Annotated in this window: 19 protein-coding genes; 8 read left to right on the top strand and 11 right to left on the bottom strand. The window is 70.7% G+C overall.

The features are described 5' to 3' along the window. Positions 1-2 precede the first annotated feature (2 nt). The 3 genes from OHT51_RS08855 (at position 3) to OHT51_RS08845 (ending at position 5,374) form a co-directional block, all read left to right on the top strand. Positions 3-2,393: a xanthine dehydrogenase family protein molybdopterin-binding subunit gene (locus tag OHT51_RS08855; protein ID WP_328878358.1), complete on the top strand. Its 2,391-nt coding sequence runs from the start codon at positions 3-5 to the stop codon at positions 2,391-2,393. Between the two features lie 303 nt (positions 2,394-2,696). Next, positions 2,697-4,154, top strand: a complete 1,458-nt coding sequence (locus tag OHT51_RS08850; protein WP_328878357.1) for an NCS2 family permease — start codon at positions 2,697-2,699, stop codon at positions 4,152-4,154. A 68-nt stretch (positions 4,155-4,222) separates the two neighbouring features. Then, positions 4,223-5,374 carry an XdhC/CoxI family protein gene (locus tag OHT51_RS08845; protein ID WP_328878356.1) on the top strand — a complete coding sequence of 384 codons (1,152 nt, stop codon included), beginning with the start codon at positions 4,223-4,225 and terminating at the stop codon, positions 5,372-5,374. A gap of 61 nt (positions 5,375-5,435) precedes the next feature. On the opposite strand, the gene OHT51_RS08840 is transcribed toward OHT51_RS08845, so the two are convergent. Together OHT51_RS08840 and OHT51_RS08835 are read right to left on the bottom strand one after the other, a co-directional pair. Then, positions 5,436-5,603, bottom strand: coding sequence for a hypothetical protein (locus OHT51_RS08840; protein WP_328878355.1), 168 nt, complete (start codon positions 5,601-5,603; stop codon positions 5,436-5,438). Between the two features lie 27 nt (positions 5,604-5,630). Further along, the gene (locus tag OHT51_RS08835; protein WP_328878354.1) at positions 5,631-5,987 is read right to left on the bottom strand and encodes a PRC-barrel domain-containing protein; all 357 of its coding nucleotides are present in this window, start codon (positions 5,985-5,987) and stop codon (positions 5,631-5,633) included. Positions 5,988-6,165: 178 nt separating this feature from the next. Here OHT51_RS08835 and OHT51_RS08830 point away from each other — a divergent pair, with 178 nt between their 5' ends. Both OHT51_RS08830 and OHT51_RS08825 read left to right on the top strand, forming a co-directional pair. After that, positions 6,166-6,342, top strand: a complete 177-nt coding sequence (locus OHT51_RS08830; RefSeq protein WP_328878353.1) for a hypothetical protein — start codon at positions 6,166-6,168, stop codon at positions 6,340-6,342. A gap of 166 nt (positions 6,343-6,508) precedes the next feature. Next, complete coding sequence (locus OHT51_RS08825) at positions 6,509-7,447, top strand: S1 family peptidase (RefSeq protein ID WP_443052440.1); 939 nt, start codon at positions 6,509-6,511, stop codon at positions 7,445-7,447. Here OHT51_RS08825 and OHT51_RS08820 read toward each other — a convergent pair. Next, positions 7,441-7,776: a hypothetical protein gene (locus OHT51_RS08820; protein ID WP_443052439.1), complete on the bottom strand. Its 336-nt coding sequence runs from the start codon at positions 7,774-7,776 to the stop codon at positions 7,441-7,443. The two genes, OHT51_RS08825 and OHT51_RS08820, sit on opposite strands and share 7 nt — an antisense overlap. After that, entirely contained in the window at positions 7,733-8,173 is a 441-nt protein-coding gene (locus OHT51_RS08815) for an SRPBCC family protein (protein ID WP_328878351.1), read from the bottom strand. The genes OHT51_RS08820 and OHT51_RS08815 overlap by 44 nt, the downstream gene beginning before the upstream one ends. A 182-nt stretch (positions 8,174-8,355) precedes the next feature. On the opposite strand from OHT51_RS08815, the gene OHT51_RS08810 reads away from it, so the two are divergent. Continuing rightward, complete coding sequence (locus tag OHT51_RS08810) at positions 8,356-9,375, top strand: DUF2278 family protein (RefSeq protein WP_328878350.1); 1,020 nt, start codon at positions 8,356-8,358, stop codon at positions 9,373-9,375. 54 nt (positions 9,376-9,429) lie between these two features. Here the strand turns inward: OHT51_RS08810 and OHT51_RS08805 are convergent, their stop codons facing one another. The 3 genes from OHT51_RS08805 to OHT51_RS08795 all read right to left on the bottom strand — a co-directional run bounded on the left by OHT51_RS08805 (position 9,430) and on the right by OHT51_RS08795 (position 13,273). Continuing rightward, positions 9,430-10,221, bottom strand: coding sequence for a polysaccharide deacetylase family protein (locus tag OHT51_RS08805; RefSeq protein WP_443052438.1), 792 nt, complete (start codon positions 10,219-10,221; stop codon positions 9,430-9,432). Positions 10,222-10,299: 78 nt separating this feature from the next. Continuing rightward, positions 10,300-11,721 carry a family 43 glycosylhydrolase gene (locus tag OHT51_RS08800; RefSeq protein WP_328884276.1) on the bottom strand — a complete coding sequence of 474 codons (1,422 nt, stop codon included), beginning with the start codon at positions 11,719-11,721 and terminating at the stop codon, positions 10,300-10,302. A 52-nt stretch (positions 11,722-11,773) separates the two neighbouring features. Beyond that, a complete protein-coding gene (locus OHT51_RS08795) occupies positions 11,774-13,273 on the bottom strand; it encodes a family 43 glycosylhydrolase (protein ID WP_328878349.1) in 1,500 nt (499 codons plus the stop codon). Between the two features lie 238 nt (positions 13,274-13,511). On the opposite strand from OHT51_RS08795, the gene OHT51_RS08790 reads away from it, so the two are divergent. Next, a complete protein-coding gene (locus OHT51_RS08790; protein WP_328878348.1) occupies positions 13,512-15,515 on the top strand; it encodes a flavin monoamine oxidase family protein in 2,004 nt (667 codons plus the stop codon). An 81-nt stretch (positions 15,516-15,596) separates the two neighbouring features. On the opposite strand, the gene OHT51_RS08785 is transcribed toward OHT51_RS08790, so the two are convergent. The 4 genes from OHT51_RS08785 to OHT51_RS08770 all read right to left on the bottom strand — a co-directional run bounded on the left by OHT51_RS08785 (position 15,597) and on the right by OHT51_RS08770 (position 22,622). Then, positions 15,597-18,293, bottom strand: a complete 2,697-nt coding sequence (locus OHT51_RS08785; protein WP_328878347.1) for a SpoIIE family protein phosphatase — start codon at positions 18,291-18,293, stop codon at positions 15,597-15,599. A 147-nt stretch (positions 18,294-18,440) separates the two neighbouring features. After that, a complete protein-coding gene (locus tag OHT51_RS08780) occupies positions 18,441-19,577 on the bottom strand; it encodes a PP2C family protein-serine/threonine phosphatase (RefSeq protein ID WP_328878346.1) in 1,137 nt (378 codons plus the stop codon). A gap of 104 nt (positions 19,578-19,681) precedes the next feature. Next, positions 19,682-20,461: an IclR family transcriptional regulator gene (locus tag OHT51_RS08775; RefSeq protein ID WP_328878345.1), complete on the bottom strand. Its 780-nt coding sequence runs from the start codon at positions 20,459-20,461 to the stop codon at positions 19,682-19,684. A 94-nt stretch (positions 20,462-20,555) separates the two neighbouring features. Continuing rightward, entirely contained in the window at positions 20,556-22,622 is a 2,067-nt protein-coding gene (locus OHT51_RS08770) for a SpoIIE family protein phosphatase (protein ID WP_328878344.1), read from the bottom strand. A 265-nt stretch (positions 22,623-22,887) separates the two neighbouring features. Between OHT51_RS08770 and OHT51_RS08765 the strand changes: the two genes are divergently transcribed. Beyond that, a complete protein-coding gene (locus OHT51_RS08765; RefSeq protein WP_328878343.1) occupies positions 22,888-25,359 on the top strand; it encodes a SpoIIE family protein phosphatase in 2,472 nt (823 codons plus the stop codon). The last annotated feature ends 28 nt before the right edge of the window (positions 25,360-25,387 follow it).

Raw genomic sequence — 25,387 nt, 5'->3', positions numbered from 1 at the left:
ACATGCCCACAAACGGCGCTCCCACCAAGATCACCCAGGGTTCGCAGACCAAGGGCGGCATCGGTGAGTCGACGCTGCGCCCCGACGGCACCCTCAAGGTCACCGGCGAGTTCGCGTACTCGTCCGACATGTGGCACGAGGACATGCTCTGGGGGCAGATCCTCCGCTCGACCGTCGCGCACGCCGAGATCGTGTCCATCGACACCAGCGAGGCGCTGGCCATGGCGGGCGTCTACGCCGTCATGACCTACGACGACCTGCCGACCGAGGTGAAGAACTACGGCCTGGAGATCCAGGACACCCCGGTCCTCGCGCACGGCAAGGTACGCCACCACGGCGAGCCGGTCGCGATCGTCGCCGCCGACCACCCGGAGACGGCCCGCCGCGCCGCCGCCAAGATCAAGGTCGACTACCGCGAGCTGCCCGTCATCACCGACGAGGCCTCCGCGACCGCCCCGGACGCGATCCTCATCCACGAGGGCCGCGACGACCACCACATCGGTCACGTCCCGCACCCGAACATCGTGCACCGCCAGCCGATCTTCCGCGGTGACGCGGCGGCGGCCGCCGAGCAGGCGGACGTCGTCGTCAAGGGCGAGTACACCTTCGGTATGCAGGACCAGGCCTTCCTCGGCCCGGAGTCCGGCCTCGCCGTGCCGGACGAGGACGGCGGCGTCCACCTCTACATCGCCACCCAGTGGCTGCACAGCGACCTGAAGCAGATCGCCCCGGTCCTCGGCCTGCCCGAGCGCAAGGTCCGGATGACGCTGTCCGGCGTCGGCGGCGCCTTCGGTGGCCGCGAGGACCTGTCGATGCAGATCCACGCGTGCCTCCTGGCGATGCGCACCGGCAAGCCGGTCAAGATCGTCTACAACCGCTTCGAGTCCTTCTTCGGGCACGTCCACCGCCACCCCGCCAAGCTCTACTACGAGCACGGCGCCACCAAGGACGGCAGGCTCACCCACGTCAAGTGCCGGATCGTGCTGGACGGCGGCGCGTACGCCTCCGCCTCGCCGGCGGTCGTCGGCAACGCCTCGTCGCTGGCGATCGGCCCGTACGTGGTCGAGGACGTCGACATCGAGGCCATCGCCCTCTACACCAACAACCCGCCCTGCGGCGCCATGCGCGGCTTCGGCGCGGTCCAGGCGTGCTTCGCGTACGAGGCGCAGATGGACAAGGTGGCCAAGCAGCTGGGCATGGACCCGATCAAGTTCCGGCAGCTCAACGCCATGGAGCAGGGGACCATCATGCCGACCGGGCAGCCGGTCGACTCCCCGGCGCCGGTCGCCGAACTCCTGCGCCGCGTCAAGGCGATGCCCATGCCGCCGGAGCGCCAGTGGGAGTCCAGCGAGGGCGCGGACGTACGGCAGCTGCCGGGCGGTCTGTCCAACACCACGCACGGTGAAGGCGTCGTACGCGGTGTCGGCTACGCGGTCGGCATCAAGAACGTCGGCTTCTCCGAGGGCTTCGACGACTACTCCACCGCCAAGGTGCGCATGGAGGTCGTCGGCGGCGAGCCGGTGGCCACCGTGCACACGGCCATGGCGGAGGTCGGCCAGGGCGGTGTCACCGTCCACGCGCAGATCGCCCGCACCGAGCTGGGCGTCACCCAGGTGACGATCCACCCGGCGGACACGCAGGTGGGCTCCGCGGGTTCGACCTCGGCCTCCCGGCAGACGTACGTCACCGGCGGAGCCGTCAAGAACTCCTGCGAGCTGGTCCGGGAGAAGGTCCTGGAGATCGGGCGCCGCAAGTTCGGCTCCTACCACCCCGCCTGGGCCACCGCCGAGCTGCTGCTCGAGGGCGGCAAGGTCGTCACCGACGGCGGTGAGGTCCTCGGCGACCTGGTGGACGTCCTGGAGGGCGAGGCCGTCGAGGTCGAGGCCGAGTGGCGGCACCGTCCGACCGAGGCCTTCGACCTGCGCACCGGCCAGGGCAACGGCCACGTCCAGTACTCCTTCGCCGCGCACCGCGCGGTCGTCGAGGTGGACACCGAGCTCGGCCTGGTGAAGGTCATCGAGCTGGCCTGTGCCCAGGACGTCGGCAAGGCGCTCAACCCGCTGTCCGTCATCGGCCAGATCCAGGGCGGTACGACCCAGGGTCTCGGCGTGGCGGTCATGGAGGAGATCATCGTCGACCCCAAGACGGCGAAGGTCAGGAACCCCTCCTTCACGGACTACCTCATCCCCACGATCCTCGACACGCCGACCATCCCGGTCGACGTGCTCGAACTCGCCGACGACCACGCCCCGTACGGGCTGCGGGGCATCGGCGAGGCCCCCACCCTGTCGTCCACCCCGGCCGTCCTCGCGGCGATCCGGAACGCGACCGGGCTGGAGCTGAACCGCACGCCGGTACGGCCGGAACACCTCACCGGTACCGGCCCGGCGTAAGGACATCAGCGAGGAATCCGCAAGGAATCCAGCAAGGCTCTCCGGGCGGCGCCGGGAACGTCACACTTCGCCGCGCCGCCCGGAGGAACCAAGTACCGCACCGCTCGCGGAACTTGACACCCCAGCAGTACCAGCACCACAGCAAGTACCAGCACCACAGCCAGATCCAGTTCGTTCGTCTCGGGCCGTCCCCCGGGTCGTGCGGCCGAAGCACCTTCCCAAATCCCGCAGCCACATGCGTGGTTGGTCGACCGTCAGGGCGGTCGAGGCGGGTGCCCCTTTGAACCTTGGGAGTAGGCCCACATGACCCAGCAGTCACTGGAGCCGGCGACCACAGCCGACGACGCGGGAGAAGGCACCCGCGTCCCGGCTGGACGGTCCTGGCTCGACCGGTACTTCCACATATCCCACCGGGGATCCACGGTCGCGCGCGAGGTGCGCGGCGGCGTCACGACCTTCATGGCGATGGCGTACATCCTCCTGCTCAACCCGCTGATCCTGTCCGGCAAGGACGCGGCGGGTGACATGCTCGCCCAGAAGGCGCTGATCACCGCGACCGCGTTCGCGGCCGCCTTCACCACGCTGCTGATGGGCTTCTTCGGCAAGGTGCCGCTCGCCCTCGCCGCCGGCCTCTCCGTCTCCGGAGTGCTCGCCTCGCAGGTCGCCCCGCAGATGACCTGGCCGCAGGCCATGGGCATGTGTGTGATGTACGGCGTGGTCATCATGCTGCTGGTCGTCACCGGCCTGCGCGAGATGATCATGAACGCGATTCCGCTCGCGTTGAAGCACGCGATCACCATGGGCATCGGACTGTTCGTCGCCCTGATCGGCTTCTACAAGGCCGGCTTCGTGCACCAGGGCGAGGCGACCCCGGTCACCCTCGGCCCCGCCGGCGAACTGGCCGGCTGGCCCGTGCTGCTCTTCGCGGTCACGCTGCTCGCCATCTTCATGCTCCAGGCGCGCGGCATCCCCGGCGCCATCCTGATCGGCATCGTCGGCGGCACCGTGCTCGCCGTCATTCTCAACGCCTTCGACGTCATCAACCCCAAGCAGTGGGCCAGCGGCGCCCCCGAACTGCACGGCACCGCGGTGTCCATGCCGGACTTCTCCATCTTCGGCAACGTCGAGTTCGGCGGCTGGGGCGAGGTCGGCGCGATGACCGTCGGCATGATCGTGTTCACGCTCGTGCTCGCCGGGTTCTTCGACGCGATGGCGACGATCATCGGCGTCGGCACCGAGGCCAAGCTCGCCGACGACAAGGGCCGGATGCCGGGCCTGTCCAAGGCACTGTTCATCGACGGCGCCGGCGGTGCGATCGGCGGCGTCTCGGGGGCGTCGGGCCAGACCGTGTTCGTCGAGTCGGCGACCGGCGTCGGCGAGGGTGCCCGTACGGGTCTGTCCTCGGTCGTCACCGGCCTGTTCTTCGCAGCCTGCCTGTTCTTCACCCCGCTCACGGCGATCGTGCCGGGCGAGGTCGCGGCGGCGGCCCTGGTGGTCATCGGCGCCATGATGATGATGAACGCACGTCACGTGGACTGGTCCGACCGGGCCACCGCGATCCCGGTGTTCCTCACCGTCGTGATCATGCCGTTCACCTACTCGATCACGGCCGGTGTCGCGGCAGGCGTCATCTCGTACGTCGCCATCAAGATCGCTCAGGGCAAGGCGCGGGAGATCGGGGCGTTCATGTGGGCCCTGACAGGCATCTTCATCGTCTTTTTCGCCCTCAATCCCATTGAGAGCTGGATGGGCGTGCACTAACCGGCGCGCCGGTCAGTGTGAACCATGTGAACCGCCCTCCGCACAACCGCTGTTAAGGAGACCGACAGATGCTGGACATCGCCGAAGAGCTGCACCGGTGGGTCGAGCAGGGACGTGACTTCGCCGTGGCCACCGTGGTGGCGGTCGGCGGCAGCGCGCCCCGCCAGCCCGGCGCCGCGCTCGCGGTGGACGCCGACGGCACGGCGATCGGCTCGGTCTCCGGCGGTTGTGTGGAGGGCGCGGTGTACGAGCTGTGCCAGCAGGCACTCGAGGACGGCGAGACGGTCCTGGAGCGCTTCGGCTACAGCGACGAGGATGCCTTCGCGGTCGGCCTGACCTGCGGCGGCATCATCGACATCCTGGTCACGCCGGTACGCGCCGGGGACCCGGCCCGCCCCGTGCTCGCGTCCGCGCTGCGGGCGGCCGCGAGCGGGGAGGCGGCGGCGGTGGCACGGATCGTGTCCGGGCCGGACGAGCTGAAGGGCCGTGCGCTTCTCGTCGGCCCCGACGGCTCGTACGACGGCGGCTTCGGCGCCCACCCCGAGCTGGACCGTACGGTCGCGGCGGAGGCGGGCGCGTTCCTCGACGCGGGCCGCACCGGCACCCTGGAGATCGGCGAACAGGGCTCGCGCTGCGGCGCCCCGCTCACGGTGCTGGTCGAATCCTCGGTCCCGGCGCCCCGGATGATCGTCTTCGGTGCCATCGACTTCGCGTCGGCGCTCGTGCGCATAGGAAAGTTCCTGAACTACCGCGTGACCGTGTGCGACGCCCGCCCGGTCTTCGCGACGAAGGCCCGTTTCCCGGACGCCGACGAGATCGTCGTCGAGTGGCCGCACAAGTACCTGGAGCGGACGTCGGTCGACGCCCGGACGGTCCTGTGCGTCCTCACCCACGACGCCAAGTTCGACGTACCCCTGCTCCGGCTCGCCCTGCGCCTGCCGGTCGCGTACGTCGGCGCCATGGGCTCCCGCCGCACCCACCTGGACCGTAACGAGCGGCTCAGGGAGGTCGGCGTGAGTGAACTGGAGCTGGCGCGGCTCAGGTCCCCCATCGGACTGGACCTCGGCGCCCGTACGCCGGAGGAGACGGCCCTGTCGATCGCCTCGGAGATCGTCGCCAACCGGCGGGGCGGCAGCGGGGTCTCACTGACGGGCGCCCACACACCGATCCATCACGACGCGACATCGTCGCCGACGGGGCGGATCGGTTCGGTGGCGTGAGGGCCACCGGGGCCTGGCCTGCGAGCCACCACATCACTCGGCCGCCCGTGGACCGCGTGGCCTATCGAACCTGGCGCCTGCCGCTTCGCCGGATCTTCATCCCCAGGTACAGGATGGCGACGACCGCCACGAGCACCCCGATGATCAGCAGGTAGAGCAACCCTTCGGCGAGTACTCCGATGAAGCCGAGTACCACCGCCACAAGAAGCAGGAACAGGAACAGAGCCATGGCCGCCTCCCGGATCGTCGTGGCTCGTCAGCGCCGCGCCAGCCGGCGCTCGCCCTCCGCGCCCGGCCGGTACTCCAGCTCGTAGTGCGCAAAGACCGCTTCCTCGTCCCCGGCCGGCAGGACCCCGTCGACGTCGATGGACGGCGCATCCTTGACCTGGTGTTTTGCGTAGGCGACCTTCAGGTATCCGGGGCCGACCGTCGCTCCGCCGAGAGGAACGAACACCAGGCGGTGCCGAGTCGGCATGCCGACCGTGACGGTCGCGAAGGACGGCGCGTCGGTAGCGGTGTCCACATAGATCGACTCCAGTTTGCCGATCTTGCGTGCGCTGTCGTCGACCACATCGTGACCGCGCCACTCTCGGATGTCACCGGGCTCGAACATCGCGATCCTCCGCTCGTCGTTCCTTTGGGCCGCGTACCCCCTTTCGCCGTCTCTGCACGATGCGCGCGATGGGTCCGGCCGGGCAGTGCCCAAGGCCGCAGTGCGTGATGCGGCCGGCCGGGGGCATACGCGAGAAACGGCACCATCGGTCGATTCCCCTTCGCCAAGGAGGCACATCGTGCTGGGCATCATCGCGGCGGTCCTGTTCTTCATCGCCTTTCTCATCAACGCGGCAGACATATCCACCAACGACGTCTTCACATCCACCAACGTCATGCTGATCGGGCTCACGTGTCTCGCCCTGCACGTCGCGGGGATCGGCAGCGGCTGGGCGGCGCGGGGCCGCCGTCGCTGAGCGGAACGGCTCCCACGGCTGAACACGCCCTACCCCCGCCCCGCGCGTCCGGGCACAATGCCCTTCGAATCCCGCACGGCACCAGCACCACGGCATGCAACCCGGCACGCCCGGTCACCGGTCGGGCGTGCCCGAAACCGGCCGACCGTCCTCGGGGAGAATCGGGATGACAGCACGCCGTACAACAGCACGCCGTACAACAGCACGCCGGACAACACCACGCCGTACAACCAACAGACGCTCACAACTGATCGGCTACGCGCTGAGTTTGCTCGGAGTGGCCGCCCTCACGGTGTCCGGCCCCAGTGCGACCGCAGCGACCGCCGCCAAGCCGCCCACGCCGTCCTCGGTGCCGGGCCCGGCCTCCGCCGTCACGTCATTGGGGATCGACGGAACGGCGTGGACCGTGGACGAGCGGAGCGGGAAGGTGCGTGTCCTCGCCGACTCCACGGTCACGGACACCGAGCTCGCCCGACTCCGCCACACCGTCGACCGGTTCGCCGGTGCTGTCACCGTCGAACGGCTCGACGGCCGGCTGCGTACACTCCTGTCCGGCGGCGACGGCATCCACGCCGCCGGCCGGCGCTGCACGGCGGGCGTCAATGTGCAGAGCGGGTCCACGTACTACTTCGTCACCGCCGGACACTGCACCGCGGACCTGCCCACCTGGTACACCGGTGCCGCCCTGGACACGGCCGTCGGCCCCACCACCGGCAGCAGCTTCCCCGGCAACGACTTCGGAGTCGTCCGTTACGCCACCCCGGCCGTGCCGCACCCCGGCACCATCGGAACCGTCGACGTGACCGGGACCGCGTCCGCCTACGCCGGTCAACGAGTCTGCACCCGGGGCGCGACGACCGGAGTCCGATGCGGCGTGGTCACCGCCCTGAACATGTCCGTGAACTACGGCGGCGGTGACATCGTCAACGGGCTGATCCAGACCAACATCTGTGCCGAACCCGGCGACAGCGGAGGTCCGCTCTACGCCGGCGACAAGGTCATCGGCATCCTCTCCGGCGGCTCCGGCAACTGCGCCACGGGAGGGACCTCCTACTACCAGCCGATCCAGGAAGTGCTGAGCGCTTACGGCCTGTCCGTCTATTGACGGCACGCGACACGCGCATACCCCGGCTGCGGTTCGAGCTCGCTCGGGGTGGCCCGGTGCTCGACGTTGGACCAGCGGGTGGCGTGAGCGGCGAGGTCGGTGACTAGGAGCAGGGCGAACTCGGGGGAGTCGTCCTGCTCGGCGATCCGGTCGACGGCGAGGGCGAGGACGCCCGCGGTGCCGCAGCAGCGGCCGTCGTTGTCCCAGAAGCCGGGGCGCAGCCGGTTCGGCAGGCCGGTGCCAGCGGCTGGGAGTACTACGAGAGGGCACCGACACCGGCCGGCGTCAGGCCGTGCGCAGAAGCCGGTTCGCGGCCCGCCCGAACACATACCGCGCCGCCCGCTCCAGCACGCCGTCGGCGACCCCCGGCAGGAAGCGCACCCGCACCTCCTCCCGCCACACCACCCGCGTCCGCCCTCCCGGCCCGGGCCGCACCTCGATCTCGGCCCAGCCCGTGACCACCCTGCCCCGCTTCTCCAGGCGGCAGAGGCCCGGCGCATCGTCCCCAGGGGGCTGCCACACAGTGACCTCCATCGGGTCGTCGAAGGAGAGCGGGCCGACTCCGGAGCGGGCGATGACGAGTGTGCCCGTACGGGTCGGTTCGGGTGGGGTGACCCGGATGCGGGTCAGCGGGACGGCCGCGGCATGGCGGGGCCACTCCGTCAGGCGGCGCCACGCCTCGTCGAGGGGGAGTGGAACCGTGCGTTCGAGGAGAAAGTTCGCCACGGAACGATCTTAGGGAATCAGGGCTGGTCATCCGCGCAGTCGTATACGGGTCGTGCCGTCGGTCCAGCCGGACGTCGGCGGGCGGGCGTACGCGGGCTGAACTCGCCTTCGGCCCGCGTCCCGCGCCCTACTCTTCCCCCAAGGGCGGACAATCCGTGCGCCTCCCGGAGGAGTTGGTCGTCATGCCACTGAAGACCTACGGCGTACTGATCGGACGAGCGGTCGACGCCCGGCGCGAGGGCGCCGACGACACACCGCACTACCAGATCCACCTCACCGACGACCACGGCACGCAGTACCGCGCCGCCGTCAACGTCCTGTCCCAGCAGCAGCCCTCCGAACTGCTCTACTTCGTCGGCGAGGACTTCCGGCACCCGATCACGGCCCGCCTGGAGGGGCTGGAGAGCGGCTGGACCACCCTGCCGCCCGGGCCCGGCGGTCCGAACCTCGACTTCGTGCGCGGCAACCTCTTCGACCCGTCCCTGATGCGGAAACTGCCCCCGGACCTCGAAGGCCCCGACAACGACCTCGCCGACCTCCTCGACCACTCCGTCCGCCGCGCGGTCGCCGACGAGGCGGCCCGCGTGTATCTGTTCGGCGAGCGGTGGGGGCCCGAGGCCAAGGTCAGGGACAAGGTCTTCGGCTTCCTGCCCGGCAACGGCGTCCACGACATCCATATGAACCAGGGCAACAGCCGCCGCTTCCGCGACGACGACGGGGTCTGGCAGGACGGCGGGCTGCTCATCCACTTCCCGGCGCAGTCCCGTTGGGTGGGGATCTTCCTCGCCTTCCAGAGCCAGTCCTGGAAGACGGACGACGTGACCGGCCACGCCATCGAGGACGTCGACGGTTCGCGCCCCGTGCCCGGCACCCGTCCCGTCCGTGTCGTCGCCGCCCTCGTCAACCCGCACGGCCCCGCCCCCGAGGCCGAGACGGTGACCCTCCTCAACGCCTCGCCCGCCCCGGTCGACCTGACCGGCTGGCACCTCCAGGACCGGCTGGGCCGGCTGTCCGCCGTGCCGCCGGGACCGCTCGCGGCCGGCGCCTGCCTCACCGTCCCCCTGAGCGGTGGCGCCCAACTCGGCAACCACGGCGGCGAGATCAGCCTCCTCGATGCCGAGCGGCTGAAGGTGGACGGGGTTTCGTACACCGCCGATCAGGCAGGGCAGGAGGGGTGGTCGGTCGTCTTCTCCCCACGCTGATCCACCGCTCCCCGCCGCTGCCCGCACCGCCTTCACCTCACCTGGTGAGACGGCTCACCGGTACACCTTCCCCGGCTCGGCCTTCCCCGGCGCGAGCAACTGCGGGACGGTCACGAACACGAACCCCCGCTTCTTCAGGGCGTCGATGATGCCGGGCACCGCCGGCACGGTGCCGTCGTAGATGTCGTGCAGCAGGATGATCCCGTCCCGGTCGGTCTGATCCAGGACACGCTGCTCTATGAGCTTGGAGTCATTGGTCTTGTAGTCCTTGGCCGTCACGCTCCACAGGACCTCCGACATCCCCAGCTCGCGGCAGACGTCGTGCACCGTGTCGTTCGTACGGCCCTGCGGCGGACGCATCAGCGTGGGGCGCCGCCCGGTGATTCGCTCTATCTCCTTGTTGGGGCGCTCTATCTCCTCCCGTATCTCGTCGGCGTCAAGGTCCGTGAGTCTCTCGTGGTCCCAGGTGTGGTTGGCCACCTCATGGCCCTCGTCGGCCATCCGCTCGACCAGCTCCGGGTACTTCTCGATGTGCCGCTTGCCGAGCAGGAAGAAGGTCGCCGGGACCTTCTCCTCCTTGAGGATGTCGAGCAGTCGCGCGGAGTGCTCGCTCGGCCCGGCGTCGAAGGTCAGCGCGACGCACTTGGCCTCGCGGCAGTCGACGCTGCCGAAGCGGGCCTGGGCGGCGGACGTGGCCCGGGCCCGGGCGGCGCTGGGAGACGTGGTGTCCAGGCGCACGTACTGCGTGAACGCCACCAACGAAGCTGCCGCCACCAGAACGGCGGCGGCAGACAACCAAGCCCACGACTTTTTCATCTTCTTGAACGGAATGATCGGAAAAGGCATGTCGCGACTATACATGGCGAGTATACACGCGATGTATAGAGGGTGTTTGCAGGCTCTGAACTGCGCGTTCCGGCGGTTCTACTGGGCGTAGAACGTGGCGTCCGCCCGATCCGTCGCCGTGCTCGGCGCCTGGACCACCAGCAGGTAGTCGTAGTGCCGTACGTAGCGCCCGGCGTAGTTGTAGGACTCGTACGAGACCCCTGCCGCGTCGGACAGCCCGGCCCGCTTGTGGAAAGTGGCGTCGGACGCGAACTTCGCCGTGCCGTCGTTCTTCTCCAGCCACACCTCGAAGTTCTTGTGCCGCAGGTAGTACCCGGGGAAGTTGGCCGACTCCAGCGACACCGTGCCGCTGCCGGTCAGTCCGGTGACCACGCGGAACTGCGAGTCCGCGAGCGGGGAGACGCCGGCCTCGATGCGGGCGCGGTACTCCCAGTGCCGGACGAACCGGTCCGCGAAGTTGTACGACGAGAAACGCTGCGGCGTGACACCGTCGGCCACCGGGATGCCGAAGTCGGGGGTGCCGTCGGCCTTCCAGTACAGCTTCTGCACACGGGTGCGGCGGTTGGGGTCGTTGAGAGGGTCGCCCGTGATGTCCTTGTAGCTGCGGTCGTGGTAGACGAGGATGCCGCTCCTGCCGTCCTCGGAGACGGTGAAGGAGTTGTGGCCCGGACCGTACTGGCCGGTCGCGGCGTTGCTGGTGAACACCGGCGTGGAACTCTTGCTCCAGTTCGCCGCGTTGAGCAGGTCGGCGCCCGCGGACGCCGACAGCAGCCCCAGGCAGTAGTTGCTGTCGGTGGCGCTCGCCGAGTACGACATGAAGACCTTGCCGCCGTGCTGGATCACCGCCGGGCCCTCGTTGACCTTGTAGCCGACGGTCTCCCAGGAGTAGGTGGGCCGCGACAGCATCACCGGAGTGCCGGTGATGGTCCAGGGGTTGGCCATCCTCGCGACATAGATGTCCGTGTTGTTGTTCACGGACGGGTCGCGCTGCGCCCAGGCCAGATAGCGCACGCCGCCCACGACAAAGGTGGTGGCGTCCAGGGAGAAGCTCTCCCACTGGGTCTTGATCTGCCCCTTCTCCGTCCATGCGGCCGTCAGCGGATTGGTTCCGGTGCCCTCGAGGACGTACATGCGGATCGCCCACACGTCGCTGGTGGCGCCGGCGGCGAAGTAGACGTACCACTTGCCGTCGATGAAGTGGATCTCCGGCGCCCAGATGTGCGCGCCCATCACACCGCTGCTGTGCTTGGTCCAGATGGTGACCTCCTGGGCCGTCGACAGGCCCTGGATGGTCGTCGCCCGGCGCAGCACGATGCGGTCGTACTCGGGGACGGTCGCGGTGAAGTAGTAGTAGCCGTCGGTGTGTCTGAAGATGTGCGGGTCGGCCCGCTTCTCCGCGATCGGGTTGGTGTAGGTCACGGCGGGGGAGTCAGGCACGGCCGCCCGGGCGGCCGGAGCGGGTCCGGCGAGGCAGGCCGCCAGGGTGACGAGGACGGCCATGAGCAGCCGTACGGCTATGCGTCTCAAGGGAGTTCTCCAGAGGTACGGGTGATCAGGTGGTGGGGACGAGGCGCCACTGCTGGCAGGTGTTGTTCAGCCAGGTCCATTGCCGTACGTCCGCGCCGTTCGCGGCAGAGCAGTCGGCCACGTCGGCGACCTTGCCGGTGGACTCGTTGACGATCCGGACGTAGTCACCGCTCGCCGTGAACACGAGCCGGTAGCGCTGGCACTTGTTGTTCAGCCAGGACCACTGCCGGATGTCGGCGCCGTCGGAGGCGGAGCAGTCGGCGACGTCCATCACCTTGCCGGTGGCGACGTTGACCAGCCGGCTGGTGTCGTCGCCGAGGTCCTCCACCTTCCACTTCTGGTTGCTCCCGCCGGTGCACGTCCACTGGAAGATGTTGGTGCCGTCGGCGGTGTTGCCGCCGTTCACGTCCAGGCACTTTCCGCTGTTGCGGTTGACCAGGGTGTACGACGTCGGTGTCGCGGCCGTCTCGCCGGACGGGCCGGGGAGCGTGGTGCCGAGGGCGACGGGGGTGCCGAAGTCAGGGGTGCCGTCGGCGTTCCAGGTGAACTCCTGGGCGCGGGTGGTGCGGCCGTTGCCGCAGCCGCCGCCGGACGTGGAGTTGGCGTGGTACACGATCCAGTTCTCGGTGCCGTCCGGCGAGGTGAAGAAGCCGTTGTGGCCGGGGCCGTAGGCGCCGCCGGCGTCATTGCGCTGGAAGACCGGCGTCTGCTTCTTGGTCCAGGAGGCGGGGTTCAGCGGATCCGAGCCGGTCAGCTCCAGTTGGCCGAGCTTGTAGTCGGCGGTGTTGCAGTAGCTGGCCGAGTACGTGAGGAAGGTACGGCCGTTGTGGTAGAGCGGTTCCGGAGCCTCGTTGACGGGCGCGCCGGACCGCTCCCAGTCCAGGGTCGGGCTGGAGATGACGGTGAAGGCGTTGCTGGCCGGAGTGTACGGGTTGCTCATCGGCGCGATGACCAGGCTCTGCGTACTGCCGTTGATGAACCCGCTGCCGACCAGGTAGAGCTTGTTGCCGGCCTGGAGAACACTCGCGTCGATCAGCCAGCCGCCCGGCGTGAGGTTGGAGCCGGTGAGCGAGCCCTTGTAGGTGTACGGGCCCATCGGGTCGGTGCCGGCGCTCTCCAGCACGTGCGTGCGCTGCGAGTCGCAGCACGCCACACCGCCCTGTCCGGCCGAGTAGTACACGTACCAGTGGCCGTTGAAGAGATGCATCTCCGGTGCCCAGATGTTGGTGTTGCGGGTCGGCGTGGTGTCCGACCACACCTGCACATTGGGCGCGCCGCCCAGACCCGCGAGCGTCGGCGACTTGCGGATGCCGAGGATGCCGGTGAACGTCGTGGTGATCAGGTAGTAGTTGCCGTCGTGGTACTGGAGCCAGGGGTCGGCGCCCTTGAACGACTTCAGCGGGTTCGTGTACGGGCGGCCGTCCGCCGCGGACGCCGGTTGCGTGGTCGCCACCAGGGCCAGCAACGCGGCAAGCACGCACAGGATGAGTGGTCTGCGGCGTTTCCTGGCAGGCGTGCGTGACATTCGAGGCATACGAGACCGTCCCTGTCCGTAATTTCGAACGAAGTTCGTGATTCCGATCGTGATTGGGTCAGAAGATAGAAGTGGGCCATGTCCCCGTCAACGGTTTCGTCGTCCACGCTTCACAAACCAGCGTGCGGACGCACACTCGGCGCGGCCGGCCGACGATGCGCTTGCCCGTTCAGGTGATGAACCGACCGATGCGCCACCGGCCGGCCGATTGCCCCCGTATCCAGTGCACATGGACAATCACCGCGCGCCTGTCGGCTCAACTTCCCTCTCCCGAAGGCAGTTCACGGCCGCAACGACCACGACGGCCGCCCTGGCCGCGTTAACCCCGACCGCGGCCGCCGCCGCACCCGCCGTTCCCCAACAGGCCCCCGGGCGACCGCGATCCACCGCGGACTGGGACACCTGCCTGGCCGTCGCACGCGCCCTGCTGGTCGTCGACGAACACGACAAGCCGCTCGTCCCGGGGTACCGGAAGATCCTCGACTCCGGACTGCCGCGCGTGCAGACGAAGACGGGCAAGAGAATCCTCGTCATCGGCGCCGGACCGGCCGGCCTGGTCGCCGCCTGGCTGCTCAAGCGGGCCGGGCACCAGGTCACGCTCGTCGAGGCCAACGGCAACCGCGTCGGCGGCCGCATCAAGACCTTCCGCACCGGCGGCCACGAGCAGGCGGCGCAGGCGTTCGCCGACCCGGCCCAGTACGCCGAGGCCGGCGCCATGCGCATCCCCGGCAGCCATCCACTGGTGATGACCCTGATCGACCAACTCGGCGTCAAGCGCCGCCGGTTCCACCTCGTCGACGTCGACGGCGAGGGCAAGCCCGTCAACAACGCCTGGCTGCACGTCAACGGAGTCCGCGTGCGCCGCTCCGAGTACGCGAAGTCACCCCGCAGGATCAACCGTTCCTTCGGCGTCCCGCGCGCGTACTGGGACACGCCCTCCGGCACCATCCTGCGCCGCGCCCTGGACCCCGTACGCGACGAGTTCAGCACCGTCGGCCCGGACGGCAAACGCGTCGACAAGCCGATGCCCGAGCGGGTCAAGGGCTGGGCGCGGGTCGTGCAGAAGTACGGCGACTGGTCGATGTACCGGTTCCTGACCGAGGAGGCGGGCTTCGACGAGCGGACCATCGATCTCATCGGCACCCTGGAAAACCTAACCTCACGGCTGCCGCTCTCCTTCATCCACAGCTTCATCAGTCAGTCGCTGATCAGCCCGGACACCGCGTTCTGGGAGCTGGTCGGCGGCACGGCGACGCTTCCGGACGCCCTTCTCAAGGAGGTCGCCGACGTTGTGCGCCTCGACCGGCGCGCCACGCACATCGAGTACTGGGCCCCCGGTCGGCCCGGCGCCGACGACACCGCCCACGTCCATGCCAAGGGCCCGCACGTCTGGATCGACACCGTCTCCGAGGGACGCGACGGCAAGGTGGTGCGAGAGGAGTTCACCGGCGACCTCGCGATCGTCACCGTGCCGTTCTCGGGGCTCAGGCAGGTGCAGGTCAGCCCGGTGATGTCGTACAAGAAACGGCGCGCGGTCGCCGAGCTGCACTACGACAGCGCGACCAAGGTGCTCCTCGAATTCGGCCTGCGCTGGTGGGAGTTCACCGAGGCCGACTGGAAGCGGGAGCTCGACGCCGTACGGCCCGGCCTCTACGACGACTACCGCAAGGGCAAGGCCCCCGCCGACGGCAGCCTCCTCGGCGCCCACCCCTCCGTCCCGGACGGCCACATCAGCGACGCCCAGCGCGCCCACTACGCCGCCAACCGCTGGGCCACCCGCGACCAGCCCGAGGCCGCGCACATCATCGGCGGCGGCTCGGTCTCCGACAACTCCAACCGCTTCATGATCAACCCGTCGCACCCCATCGAGGGAAGCAAGGGCGGTGTCGTCCTCGCCTCCTACAGCTGGGCCGACGACGCCTCGCGCTGGGACTCCCTCGACGAGGACGCCCGCTACCCGCACGCGCTGCGGGGGCTGCAACAGGTCTACGGCCAGCGCGTCGAGGTCTTCTACACCGGCGCCGGGCGCACCCAGAGCTGGCTGCGCGACCCGTACGCGTACGGCGAGGCGTCCGTCCTCCTGCCCGGCCAGCACACCGAGTTGCTGGAGGCCATCCGCACCGCCGAGGGGCCGCTGTACTTCGCCGGGGACCACACCTCGGTGAAGCCGTCGTGGATCGAGGGCGCCCTCGAATCCGGGGTGCGGGCCGCGCTGGAGGCGCACGCGCACTGACACCCCGCCGGGCCGCGCGGACCCCGCGGGGCCCGCGCGGCATCCGCCGGTGCTACGGCCGTAACGGCCCTTACGACGGCCTCACTCGGCCGGAGTGGTCCCCGGATCCGTCAGGGGCTGTTCCGTCCAGATCACCTTGCCCGCCGCCGAGTACCGGGTGCCCCAGCGCTCGGCGAACTGCGCCACCAGGAACAGTCCCCGGCCGCCCTCGTCCGTCGCGGCAGCGCTGCGCAGGTGGGGGGCGGTGTTGCTGCCGTCGGAGACCTCGCAGATCAGGGCGCGGTCGCGGATCAGGCGGACGCGGATGGGGCCGGTGGCGTGGCGCAGGGAGTTCGTGACCAGCTCGCTGAGGATCAGCTCGGTCGTGAACGCCTCCTCCGACAGACCCCAGTCGTCCAGCGTCCGGGTGGCCGCCGCCCGGACCCGGGCCACGGCGGAGCGGTCGTCCGGGACGTCCCAGGTCGCCGTGCGATCGGGGCTGAGAATCCGCGTCCTGGCGACGACGAGGGCGATGTCGTCGCGCGGACGTTCCGGCAGCAGGGCCTCCAGTACGGCCTTGCACGTCTCCTCCGGCGTCCGGCCGCCCGTCGGCGGCGTCGCCGCGAGCGCCCCGCGCAGCCGCTCCAGGCCCTCGTCGATGTCCTGTCCCTGGCGCTCGACCAGCCCGTCCGTGTACAGGACCAGCCCGCTGCCCTCGGGCAGCCGCAGCTCGGTCGCCTCGAAGGGCAGGCTGCCGCTCAGACCCAGCGGCGGCCCGCCGGCGACGGCCGGGAACTCGACGTCGCCGTCGGGGTGGACGAGCGCGGGTTCGAGATGGCCGGCGCGGGCGAGGGTGCACAGCCCGGTGGACGGGTCGTACACGGCGTACAGGCACGTCGCTCCGGTGACCGGCGCGCCCTCGTTGTCGCCGTCGTCCTCGTCCTGGTCGATGCGGGCGACCAACTCGTCCAGATGGCCGAGGAGTTCGTCGGGCGGGAGGTCCAGGGTGGAGAAGTTGTGGACCGCCGTACGGAGCCGTCCCATCGTCGCCGCCGCGTGCAGTCCGTGTCCCACGACGTCCCCCACGACCAGCGCCACCCGCGCCCCCGGCAGCGGGATCACGTCGAACCAGTCCCCGCCGACGCCGCCCTGCGCCGCGTGCGCGGGCAGATAGCGGTAGGCGACGTCCAGGGCGCTCTGGTCGGGCAGCGCCCGGGGCAGCAGGCTGCGCTGGAGCGTGACCGACAGGGTGTGCTCGCGGGTGTAGCGGCGGGCGTTGTCGATGCTGACGGCGGCGCGTGCCACCAGCTCCTCCGCGAGGGACATGTCCTCCTGCTCGAACGGCTCGGGCCGGTCAGCGCGCCAGAAGGTGGCCATGCCCATGATCACGCCGCGGGCGCGCAGCGGGACCGTGAGCATGGTGTGGATGCCGAAGCCGACGATGCGGCGGGCGTTCTCGGGATCCTGCACCTGCCAGCCGGAGAAGGCGGGCATGTCCTCCTCCAGCACGGAATCGCCGGAACCGAATCCGAAGGCCTGCGGCGTGCCCTCGCGGAAGTGGATCAGCTTGCCGATCGGATAGAGCGGGCTGTCTTCCCGTGCGCCCCGGAAGGCGACCCGGCGCATGTCCGCGCGGCCCTCCTTCGGCTCCTCGCCCCGCAGCACCGGATCCGCCAGGTCGACGCTGACGAAGTCCGCGAACCGCGGCACCGCGAAGTCGGCCAGCTCCTGCGAGGTGCGGGTGACATCGAGGGTGGTGCCGATCTCCAGACCCGCGTCGTACAGCAGCTTCAGCCGCTCCTGCGCCACGTCCGCCCTGCCGGTCAGCGTCCGCAGCTCGGTGGTGTCCCGCAGGGTGGCCACGCTGCCCGGCGGACCGCCGTCCTGGTCGGTCGACCGCTGACTGACGGCCAGCAGCCGGCCCCGGGCCAGGTGCACCTCGTCGGTGGCGTCCCGCCCGGACGAGAACAGCCCGGCGAGGTCGCGCGCGATGCCCAGGTCGGGGCAGGGCCGCCCCTCCGCGTCCGCGGGCAACCCGAGCAGCCGGCGCGCCTCGTCGTTCGCCAGCGCCAGCCGACGCCGGCCGTCCATGATCAGGACGCCCTCCCGTACGGAGTGCAGGACGGCGTCGTGATGCTCGTACATCCGCGTCATCTCGACCGGCCCCAGCCCGTGCGTCTGGCGCAGCAGCCGCCGGCTGACCAGCGCGGTGCCGCCGGTGGCCAGGATCAGCGCGGCCGCCGCGGAGCCGATCAGCACCGGCAACTGGTTGTCGACGACCCCGCCCACGCTGGCCAGCGTCACCCCGGCCGACACCAGCCCGACGACCTTGTCGTCGCCGTCGGTCACGGGGACCACCGCCCGCACGGACGGCCCCAGAGTCCCGGTGTACGTCTCGCGTACGACCCCGCCCGCCGCGGCCGGTGCGATGGTGCCGACGAAGTGCTTGCCGATCCGGTCGGGGCTCGGGTGGGTGTAGCGGATCCCGTCGGTGCTCATCACGACGATGAAGTCCACGTCGGTCGCCTCGCGCGCCGCCTCGGCACGTGGCTGGAGCGCGGCGCTCGGATCCGGACCGGCCAGGGCGTCCACGACACCTGGCGCGTGCGCGAACGACTCGGCCACGGCGAGGGACCGGTTGCCGGCCTCCCGTCGGGTGTCGGCGCGGACCTGCAGCACCAGTGCCACGACGGCGGCGACGACGAGGAGCATGACGATCGCCGCCTGCAGCACGAAGACCTGCCGGGCGACGGTAGCCGCGCTCACCAGCGACCGCAGGCGGCCGAGGAAGGCGGCCATGCCTCATTTCTAACACCGATGGACGGGGCGGGCACGGGTTCGGTCGCGAGGAGGGCGGGAGGAGGGCCGGGACGGGGTGCCGGGTTGTGCCGTCGTTCGGGTGCGGCGCAGTTGTGGTCGGTCGCGCAGTTGCCCGCGCCCTGCGTGCTACGGCGAGCAGGAACCGACGCGTCCGGTGTCGGGCACCTCGCGGTCGGCGAGGGTGACGGCCGGAGCGGGCATGCGGAGCAGCAGCAGTGCCGCGTCGTCGTGGAGCCGGCCGCCCACATGGTCGAGCAGCTCGTCGTGGAGGGCGGTGACGGTGTGCGCCGGCTCGTCGCACGTGTGCCGTGCCAGCCCGTCGGCGAGCGGGTAGAACTCCCGCTCGTGGTCGCGGGCCTCGGTGACGCCGTCGGTGTAGAGCAGCAGCTGGTCCCCGTCGGCGAAGGGCAGCACCTGCAGCGCCGGCGTCTCACCAGAGAGGGTGCGCAGCCCGAGGGGCGGGGCCGGACTGTCCGGGTCGACCGGTACGACGACGGAGTCGCGCACCAGCAGCGGCGGCGCGTGACCGCAGTTGACCACCTCCAGCTGCCCCTCCCGGGGGTACCCGGCGACCACGGCGGTGACGAAGTCGTCGCTGCCCAGGTTGCGCGCCAGGCTCCGCTCGATGCGTGCGACGACGGTGAGGAGATCGGGCTCGTCGTAGGCGGCCTCGCGGAACACACCGAGCACCAGAGCCGCGGTCCCCACCGCGGGCAGCCCCTTGCCGCGCACGTCGCCGACGATCATCCGGACCCCGTACGGCGTGGACACGAGCGCGTAGAGGTCGCCGCCGATCCGGGCCTCCGCCGCGGCGGCGCTGTAGCGGACGGCGACCTGGAACGGCCCGACCGTCGCCGGTACGGGCTGCAACAGCGCGTGCTGGGCGGCCTCGGCGACGGAACGCACGGCGGCGAGCACCCGCTCGCGCCGCCCGCGCAGGCCGCTGGCGAGGCTTCCGGCCAGGGTGACGGCCATCAGGGCGGCCAGCACGACCGCCAGCTCGCGGGCGGCGGCGTCGTCACGGATGCCGAGGATCGCGCCCAGGGCGGCGGCGAGAAGCCCCACCCACAGGACTCCGCGCGGCCCGTTGGTGGTGGCCGCGAGCGCGGGCCCCACGGCGAGCAGCGGCAGCCAGGTCATCCCCGAGCCGCAGACGAGATCGACGAGGACGATCGCGGAGACGATCAGTATGGGCAGTACGGGCGTAGCGGCGACCAGTCGCCTCGGCCAGTGGTAGCGACCGTGGTGCGGGGCCAGGCTCATGTCTTGTGGGATGTCCTCACCTGTGAGTGGGGGGCGCTTCCGGAGGTTATGTCCGGTTTATTCAGGAAAGCGGTTCGACCCCGGATGGGACAAGGACACGGATTTCAGATAGTGAGCGAGAGGCCCCGGGTCACACGGCTCGCGGTCGGGAGCAGGCGCGCTCGGACCTCCTCCAGACGGGCCCGCGTCTCCTCCAGCCGGAAGCGCCGGTCGGCCCGCAGCGACACACCCAGCGAGCCGAGGGTGCCCCCGCTGTAGACGGGCACCGCGACGCAGACCGTGCCCAGCGCGTACTCCTCCAGGTCCGTGACCGCCGGGGCCAGGGGCTCGGAGTCGAGCCGCCGGATGAGCTCCGGAGGGTCGGTGATGGTGCTGGGCGTGAGGTCCGCGAGCCGGTGCCGGGACAGGTAGTCCTTGCGTGATTCCTCGTCCAGCTCACGCAGCACGGACTTGCCCAGCGCGGTGGCGTGCCCCGCGTCCTCGAACCCCACCCAGAGATCGACCCGGGGAGCGCGGGGGCCGTCCACGATCTCGGCGACCCGGATCTCGCCGTCCTCGTAGAAGGTGAGGTACGCGGCGGTCGACAGCTCGTCCCGCAGTGCGGCGAGCGTCGGGCGTATCCGGCTGAGCAGCGCCTGCCCCCGGCCCGAGGTGTGCAGGGTGCCGATCTTGTCGCCCAGGATGAACCCGCCGTCGTCGAGCTTGCGCACGTATCCGTCGTGGACCAGCGTCCGGAGCAGGTGATACGCCGTGGCCAGGGGCAGGCCCGTCTCCCGTGCCAGTTGCTTCGCCGGCGCGCCGTTCTCGTGCGCGCTCATCGCCTCCAGCAGGCGGAAGGCGCGCTGTACGGAGCCGATGAGCGTGGGGCCGTCCTGAGCACCCATAGGAACAGCGTGCGCCGGGTGCCCGGCGCGGGCAAGGCGGGCCCGCCCCCGCAAGGCCGGACGGGCTCGGCCCGCGGGGCCGGACCGGCTCGGCCTACAGCACTCGCGCCACGAGAAGAGCCACGTCGTCGTGGTCGTCGGGGTGGCGCAGGCCGTACAGCAGGAGGTCGCAGGTCTCCTCCAGCGGCCTGCGGGGTTCGTCCAGGAAGCCGAGGAGGACGTTCAGGCGGTCGTCGATGGGGTGGAGCCGGGTCTCGACGAGGCCGTCGGTGTAGAGGACCAGCAGATCGCCGGGGCTCAGCTCGACCGTCGTGGTCTCGAACGGGATGCCGCCGACCCCGAGCGGGGCGCCGGCCGGCAGTTCGAGCAGCTCAGGGGTGCGGCCGGGGCGGGCCAGCGCGGGCGGCATGTGGCCGGCGTTGGCGATGTGGCACTGCCCGGTGCGGGGGTCGTACACCGCGTACAGGCAGGTGACGATGTAGTGCTCCAGATCGCAGGTGATCTTGTCCAGGTGCTGGAGCACGGAGCCCGGCTCCAGGTCCAGGTCGGCATAGGCACAGGTGGCGGTGCGCAGCCGGCCCATGGTGGCGGCGGCGTCGATGCCGTTGCCCATGACGTCGCCGACGACCAGCGCCGTCTTGTCGTCCTCCAGCGGGATGACGTCGTACCAGTCGCCGCCGACCTCGCTGGTGGCCTGGGCGGGCTGGTAGCGGGAGGCGAGCTCCAGACCCGTGTGGTGCGGCGCGTGGTCGGGCAGCAGGCTGCGCTGCAGGGTCAGGGCGGTGTTGCGCACGCTCTGGAACCAGCGGGCGTTGTCGATGGCCACGGCGGCCCTGCTGGCCAGCTCACTGGCCAGAACGACGTCGTCCTGGTCGAACGGCACCGGATTGCGGGTGCGCTTGAGGTCGAGGGCGCCGAGCACCTCGCCGTGCGCGATCAACGGCACGGCCAGATAGGAGTGGACGCCCGCCCGCGCCAGCAGCGCGGTGGCCTCGGCGTCCTTGGCGATACGCGGCAGATCCTGCTCGCCGACATGGCGTACGAGGATCGGCCGGCCGGTGTGCACGCACAGGGTGACCAGCCGGTCGCCTTCGTACGCGGCGAGGTCACCGGGCGCATCGGCTGCGCGCAGCGCCACGCTCGGGTAGGCCGCCTTCAGCGCGAGTGCGCGGAACAGCTCCGGGCCGTTGTCCGGCTTGCGGTTGCGCCGGCAGGCCAGCGCGGAGTCCAGGACGTCGACGGCGACCACGTCGGCCAGCTCGGGAGTGGCGACCTCCGCCAGCTCGTGGGCGGTCCGGTCCACCTCCAGCGAGGTGCCGACCCGGGTGGAGGCGTCGGCGATCAGCGCCAGTCGCCGCCGGGCCCGGTCGGCCTCCGCGGCCGCCCGGTGCCGCTCGGTGACGTCGACGAACGAGATGGCCGCACCCAGGACCCGCCCGCCCGGGTCCTCCAGCCGGTAGAACGACAGTGACCAGGCGTGCTCAGTCTCGGGGTCCGCCGGCGGACGGCCCACGTGGTACTGGTCGAGCAGCGGGGTGCCGGTGGTGAGCACCTGGCGCAGACAGGACTCGATCGTGTCGATGTCGGGCAGCGGCAGGGTCTCCCGCAGCCGGCGGCCGACGTGGTCCTCGGCCGGGGTGGCGTCGATACGCTCCAGTGCCGGGTTGACCAGCAGATAGCGCAGGTCCGGGTCCAGGAGCGCGATCCCGATCGGGGACTGGTTGATCAGCCGCTCGCACAGCGCCAGATCGGTCTCGACGCGCTGGAGCAGGGAGTGGTCGGCCGCGATGCCCAGGGCGTAGACGTCACCGAGATCGTCCAGCAGCCGCATGTTGCGGAACTCCGTCAGCCGGGTGCTGCCGTCCTTGTGCCGTACGGGGAAGGTGCCGGCCCAGCTCCGGCCCGTCTCCAGCACCTCCGTGAACAGCTGCGTCACGGCCGGCAGCTGCTCGGGGTGGATGAACAGGCGCGTCGCATGCGTGCCGAGGGCCTCGTCGGCGGTGTAGCCGAAGAGCTCCTCGGCCTGCGGGGTCCAGAACACCACGCGCCCGTCGGCGTCGACGACCACCGCGGCCACACTCAGCACATCGAGCAGACCGGTCGGCCGGGGCGGCTCCGGTGCGTACCCGCCTCCCGAGGACTCGAAGGATCCAGCTGTCATCCCAGCTCCTCCTTCACCGGCCGGCACGGCCTGCCGACCTCGGCCACGGTCGGGTACCACGATTGGTGCGACCGGCACCTCCATGCTCTCTCCGGCCCCTCGGCCCTGCCCGGTGAGCGGCCGGCGCCGACTCGCCCGCGAGTCGCCCGCGACCGCCCGCACGTCCGCGGAACGGGGCCGGGGCTGTCGGCCCGTGCAGATCGGGCGGACTAGCAGGAACATGGTCGTGTAGAGGACGGGACCCATGGACGCTGCGTGAGGACCCATGGATGCTGCGCGAGAAGAACCGGAGGCGCCCACGTCCGAAGGACCGAGCGCTCTGTTCGACGCGTCCACCGACGCGGCGGCGGTGGTGTCCGGACACGGTGTCGTGATCGGCTGGACCCGGGCCGCGGAGGACCTCCTCGGCCACCCCGCCTCGGACGTCGTCGGTTCCCCCGCCGCGCGGCTGCTGGCGGGACCGAGTGATCCGGTCCGGGCGGCCGGCGTCGCCGAGCGCTGCCGGGCCGGCATGGGATGGAACGGCCTCATTCCGCTACGGCACCGTGACGGCCGCCGTGTCGATGTGGACCTGCGGGTCTCCGCGTCGTTCCGCATCGGAGCGGACGAGTGCTTTCTGGTCTCGGCACGGGAGTTGCGGCAGCAGTGGGCGGTGGGCCAGTCCATCCTCGACGGGTTCCTGACCCGCTCACCGGTCGGCATGGCCGTGATGGACACCGACCTGCGCTACGTCTGGCTCAACGACACCCTGGAACGCTTCGGCGGTGTCCCTCGCGAGCAGCGCCTCGGCCGTCGGCTGAGTGAACTGCTGCCGGGGCTCCAGGCGGAGACGATCGAGGGCCGGATGCACAAGGTCCTGGAAACCGGCCTCCCCGTCACCGACTACGAGTACGTGGGATGGAGTTGGGCCGACCCACACCGCCAGCACGCCTACTCCACCTCCTTCTTTCCCCTCGTGGACCCCGACAACTCGATCACCGGCGTCTGCTACATGGTCCTGGACGTCACCGAGCGGTGGAACGCACGCCAGCTGTTGTCGCTGGTCAACGAGGCCGGGACGCGCATCGGCACGACGCTGGACGTGCTGTGGACGGCACAGGAACTGGCCGACTTCGCCGTGCCGCGCTTCGCGGACTTCGTCGTCGTGGACCTCCTGGAGCCGGTGCTCAGCACCGAGGGGCACGGCACGTGGCTGACCGACGCCGGCCCGGCCCCCGCCAAGCCGGTGATGCGCCGGGCCGGCATGAGCTCGGTGCGCGAGGGCTGCCCGGAGGCCGTGGCGCGGGTGGGGGAGCGGGTGGACTTCGTCCCGCCGCCGCACGACGCGCATCTGCTCATCGACGGAGGTCCGATCCTCATCCCGGTCCTCGACCCCTCCGACGAACTGTGGACAGCCGAGCAACCCGCGCGAGCGGCCAGCATCCGCGAGTTCGGCCTGCACTCCCTCATCTCGGCGCCGATGCGGGCACGGAACACCACCCTGGGCCTCACCACCTTCATACGGTCGCGCAATCCCGTCTCGTTCCAGCCCGACGACGTCCTCGTCGCCCAGGAACTGGTGGCCCGCGCGGCCCTGTGCGTCGACAACGCCCGCCGCTACACCCGGGAACACACGGCCGCGGTCACCCTGCAACGCAGCCTGCTGCCCCAGGTCCTGACGGGCGGTACGGCACTGGAGGTGGCCTCCTCCTATCTGCCGGCGGACCCGAGCGGCGGGGTCGGCGGGGACTGGTTCGACGTGATCCCGCTGTCCGGGGCCCGGGTGGGCCTCGTCGTCGGCGACGTCGTCGGCCACGGCATCACCGCGGCGGCCACCATGGGCCGGCTGCGCACCGCCGTACAGACCCTCGCCGACATGGAGATGCCCCCCGACGAACTGCTGGCCCACCTCGACGACCTCGTGCTGCGCCTCAGCGAGGAGCGGCCCGAGGGCGATACAGCCGGGGCGGCCCACCCGGGCACGACCGGCTTCCTCGGCGCGACCTGCCTGTACGCCGTGTACGACCCCGTGACCCGACGCTGCACGATGGCCCGGGCCGGACACCCGCCGCCGATCGTCATCGCGCCCGACGGGCAGGTCTCCTACCCGGAACCCCCCGCCGGACCCCCGCTCGGGCTGGGCGGGATGGGCTTCGAGGCCGGCGAGATCGAACTCGCTGAGAACAGCCTGCTCGGCCTCTACACCGACGGCCTCGTCGCGGACGCCGACCGCGACATGGAACGCGGCATGTCCCGGCTCGGCGACCTGCTGTCCCGGCGGGACCTCGACCTCGACACGCTGTGCTCGTCCGCGGTGCGGGAACTCGTGCCCGCGCCGCAGCCCGACGACATCGCCCTCCTCCTTGCGCGCACCCACGCCCTGGACGCCGAGCAAGTCGTCTCATGGGACGTGCCCGTCGACCCGGCCGCCGTCGCCGACCTCCGGGCACGGGCGACCCGCCAGGTCACGGACTGGGGCTTCGCGGAACTGGCCATGACGACCGAGCTGATCGTGAGCGAGCTGGTCACCAACGCCATCCGCTACGCCGAACCCCCCATCCGCCTACGCCTCCTCCGCGACACCCGCCTGACCTGCGAGGTGGCCGACGGCAGCAGCACCGCCCCACGCCTGCGGCACGCCCGCAGCATGGACGAGGGCGGCCGCGGCCTGTTCCTGGTGGCCCAACTCGCCCATCGCTGGGGCGCCCGCTACACGGCCTCCGGAAAGATCATCTGGGCCGAACAGGAGATCCCCTGACCGCCGCCGCCTCCTCGTCCTCCCGGAC

Source organism: Streptomyces sp. NBC_00299, assembly GCF_036173045.1.
In the GTDB taxonomy this organism is placed as follows: Bacteria; Actinomycetota; Actinomycetes; order Streptomycetales; family Streptomycetaceae; genus Streptomyces; species Streptomyces machairae.
This window is presented reverse-complemented; position numbering and strand designations above follow the sequence as displayed.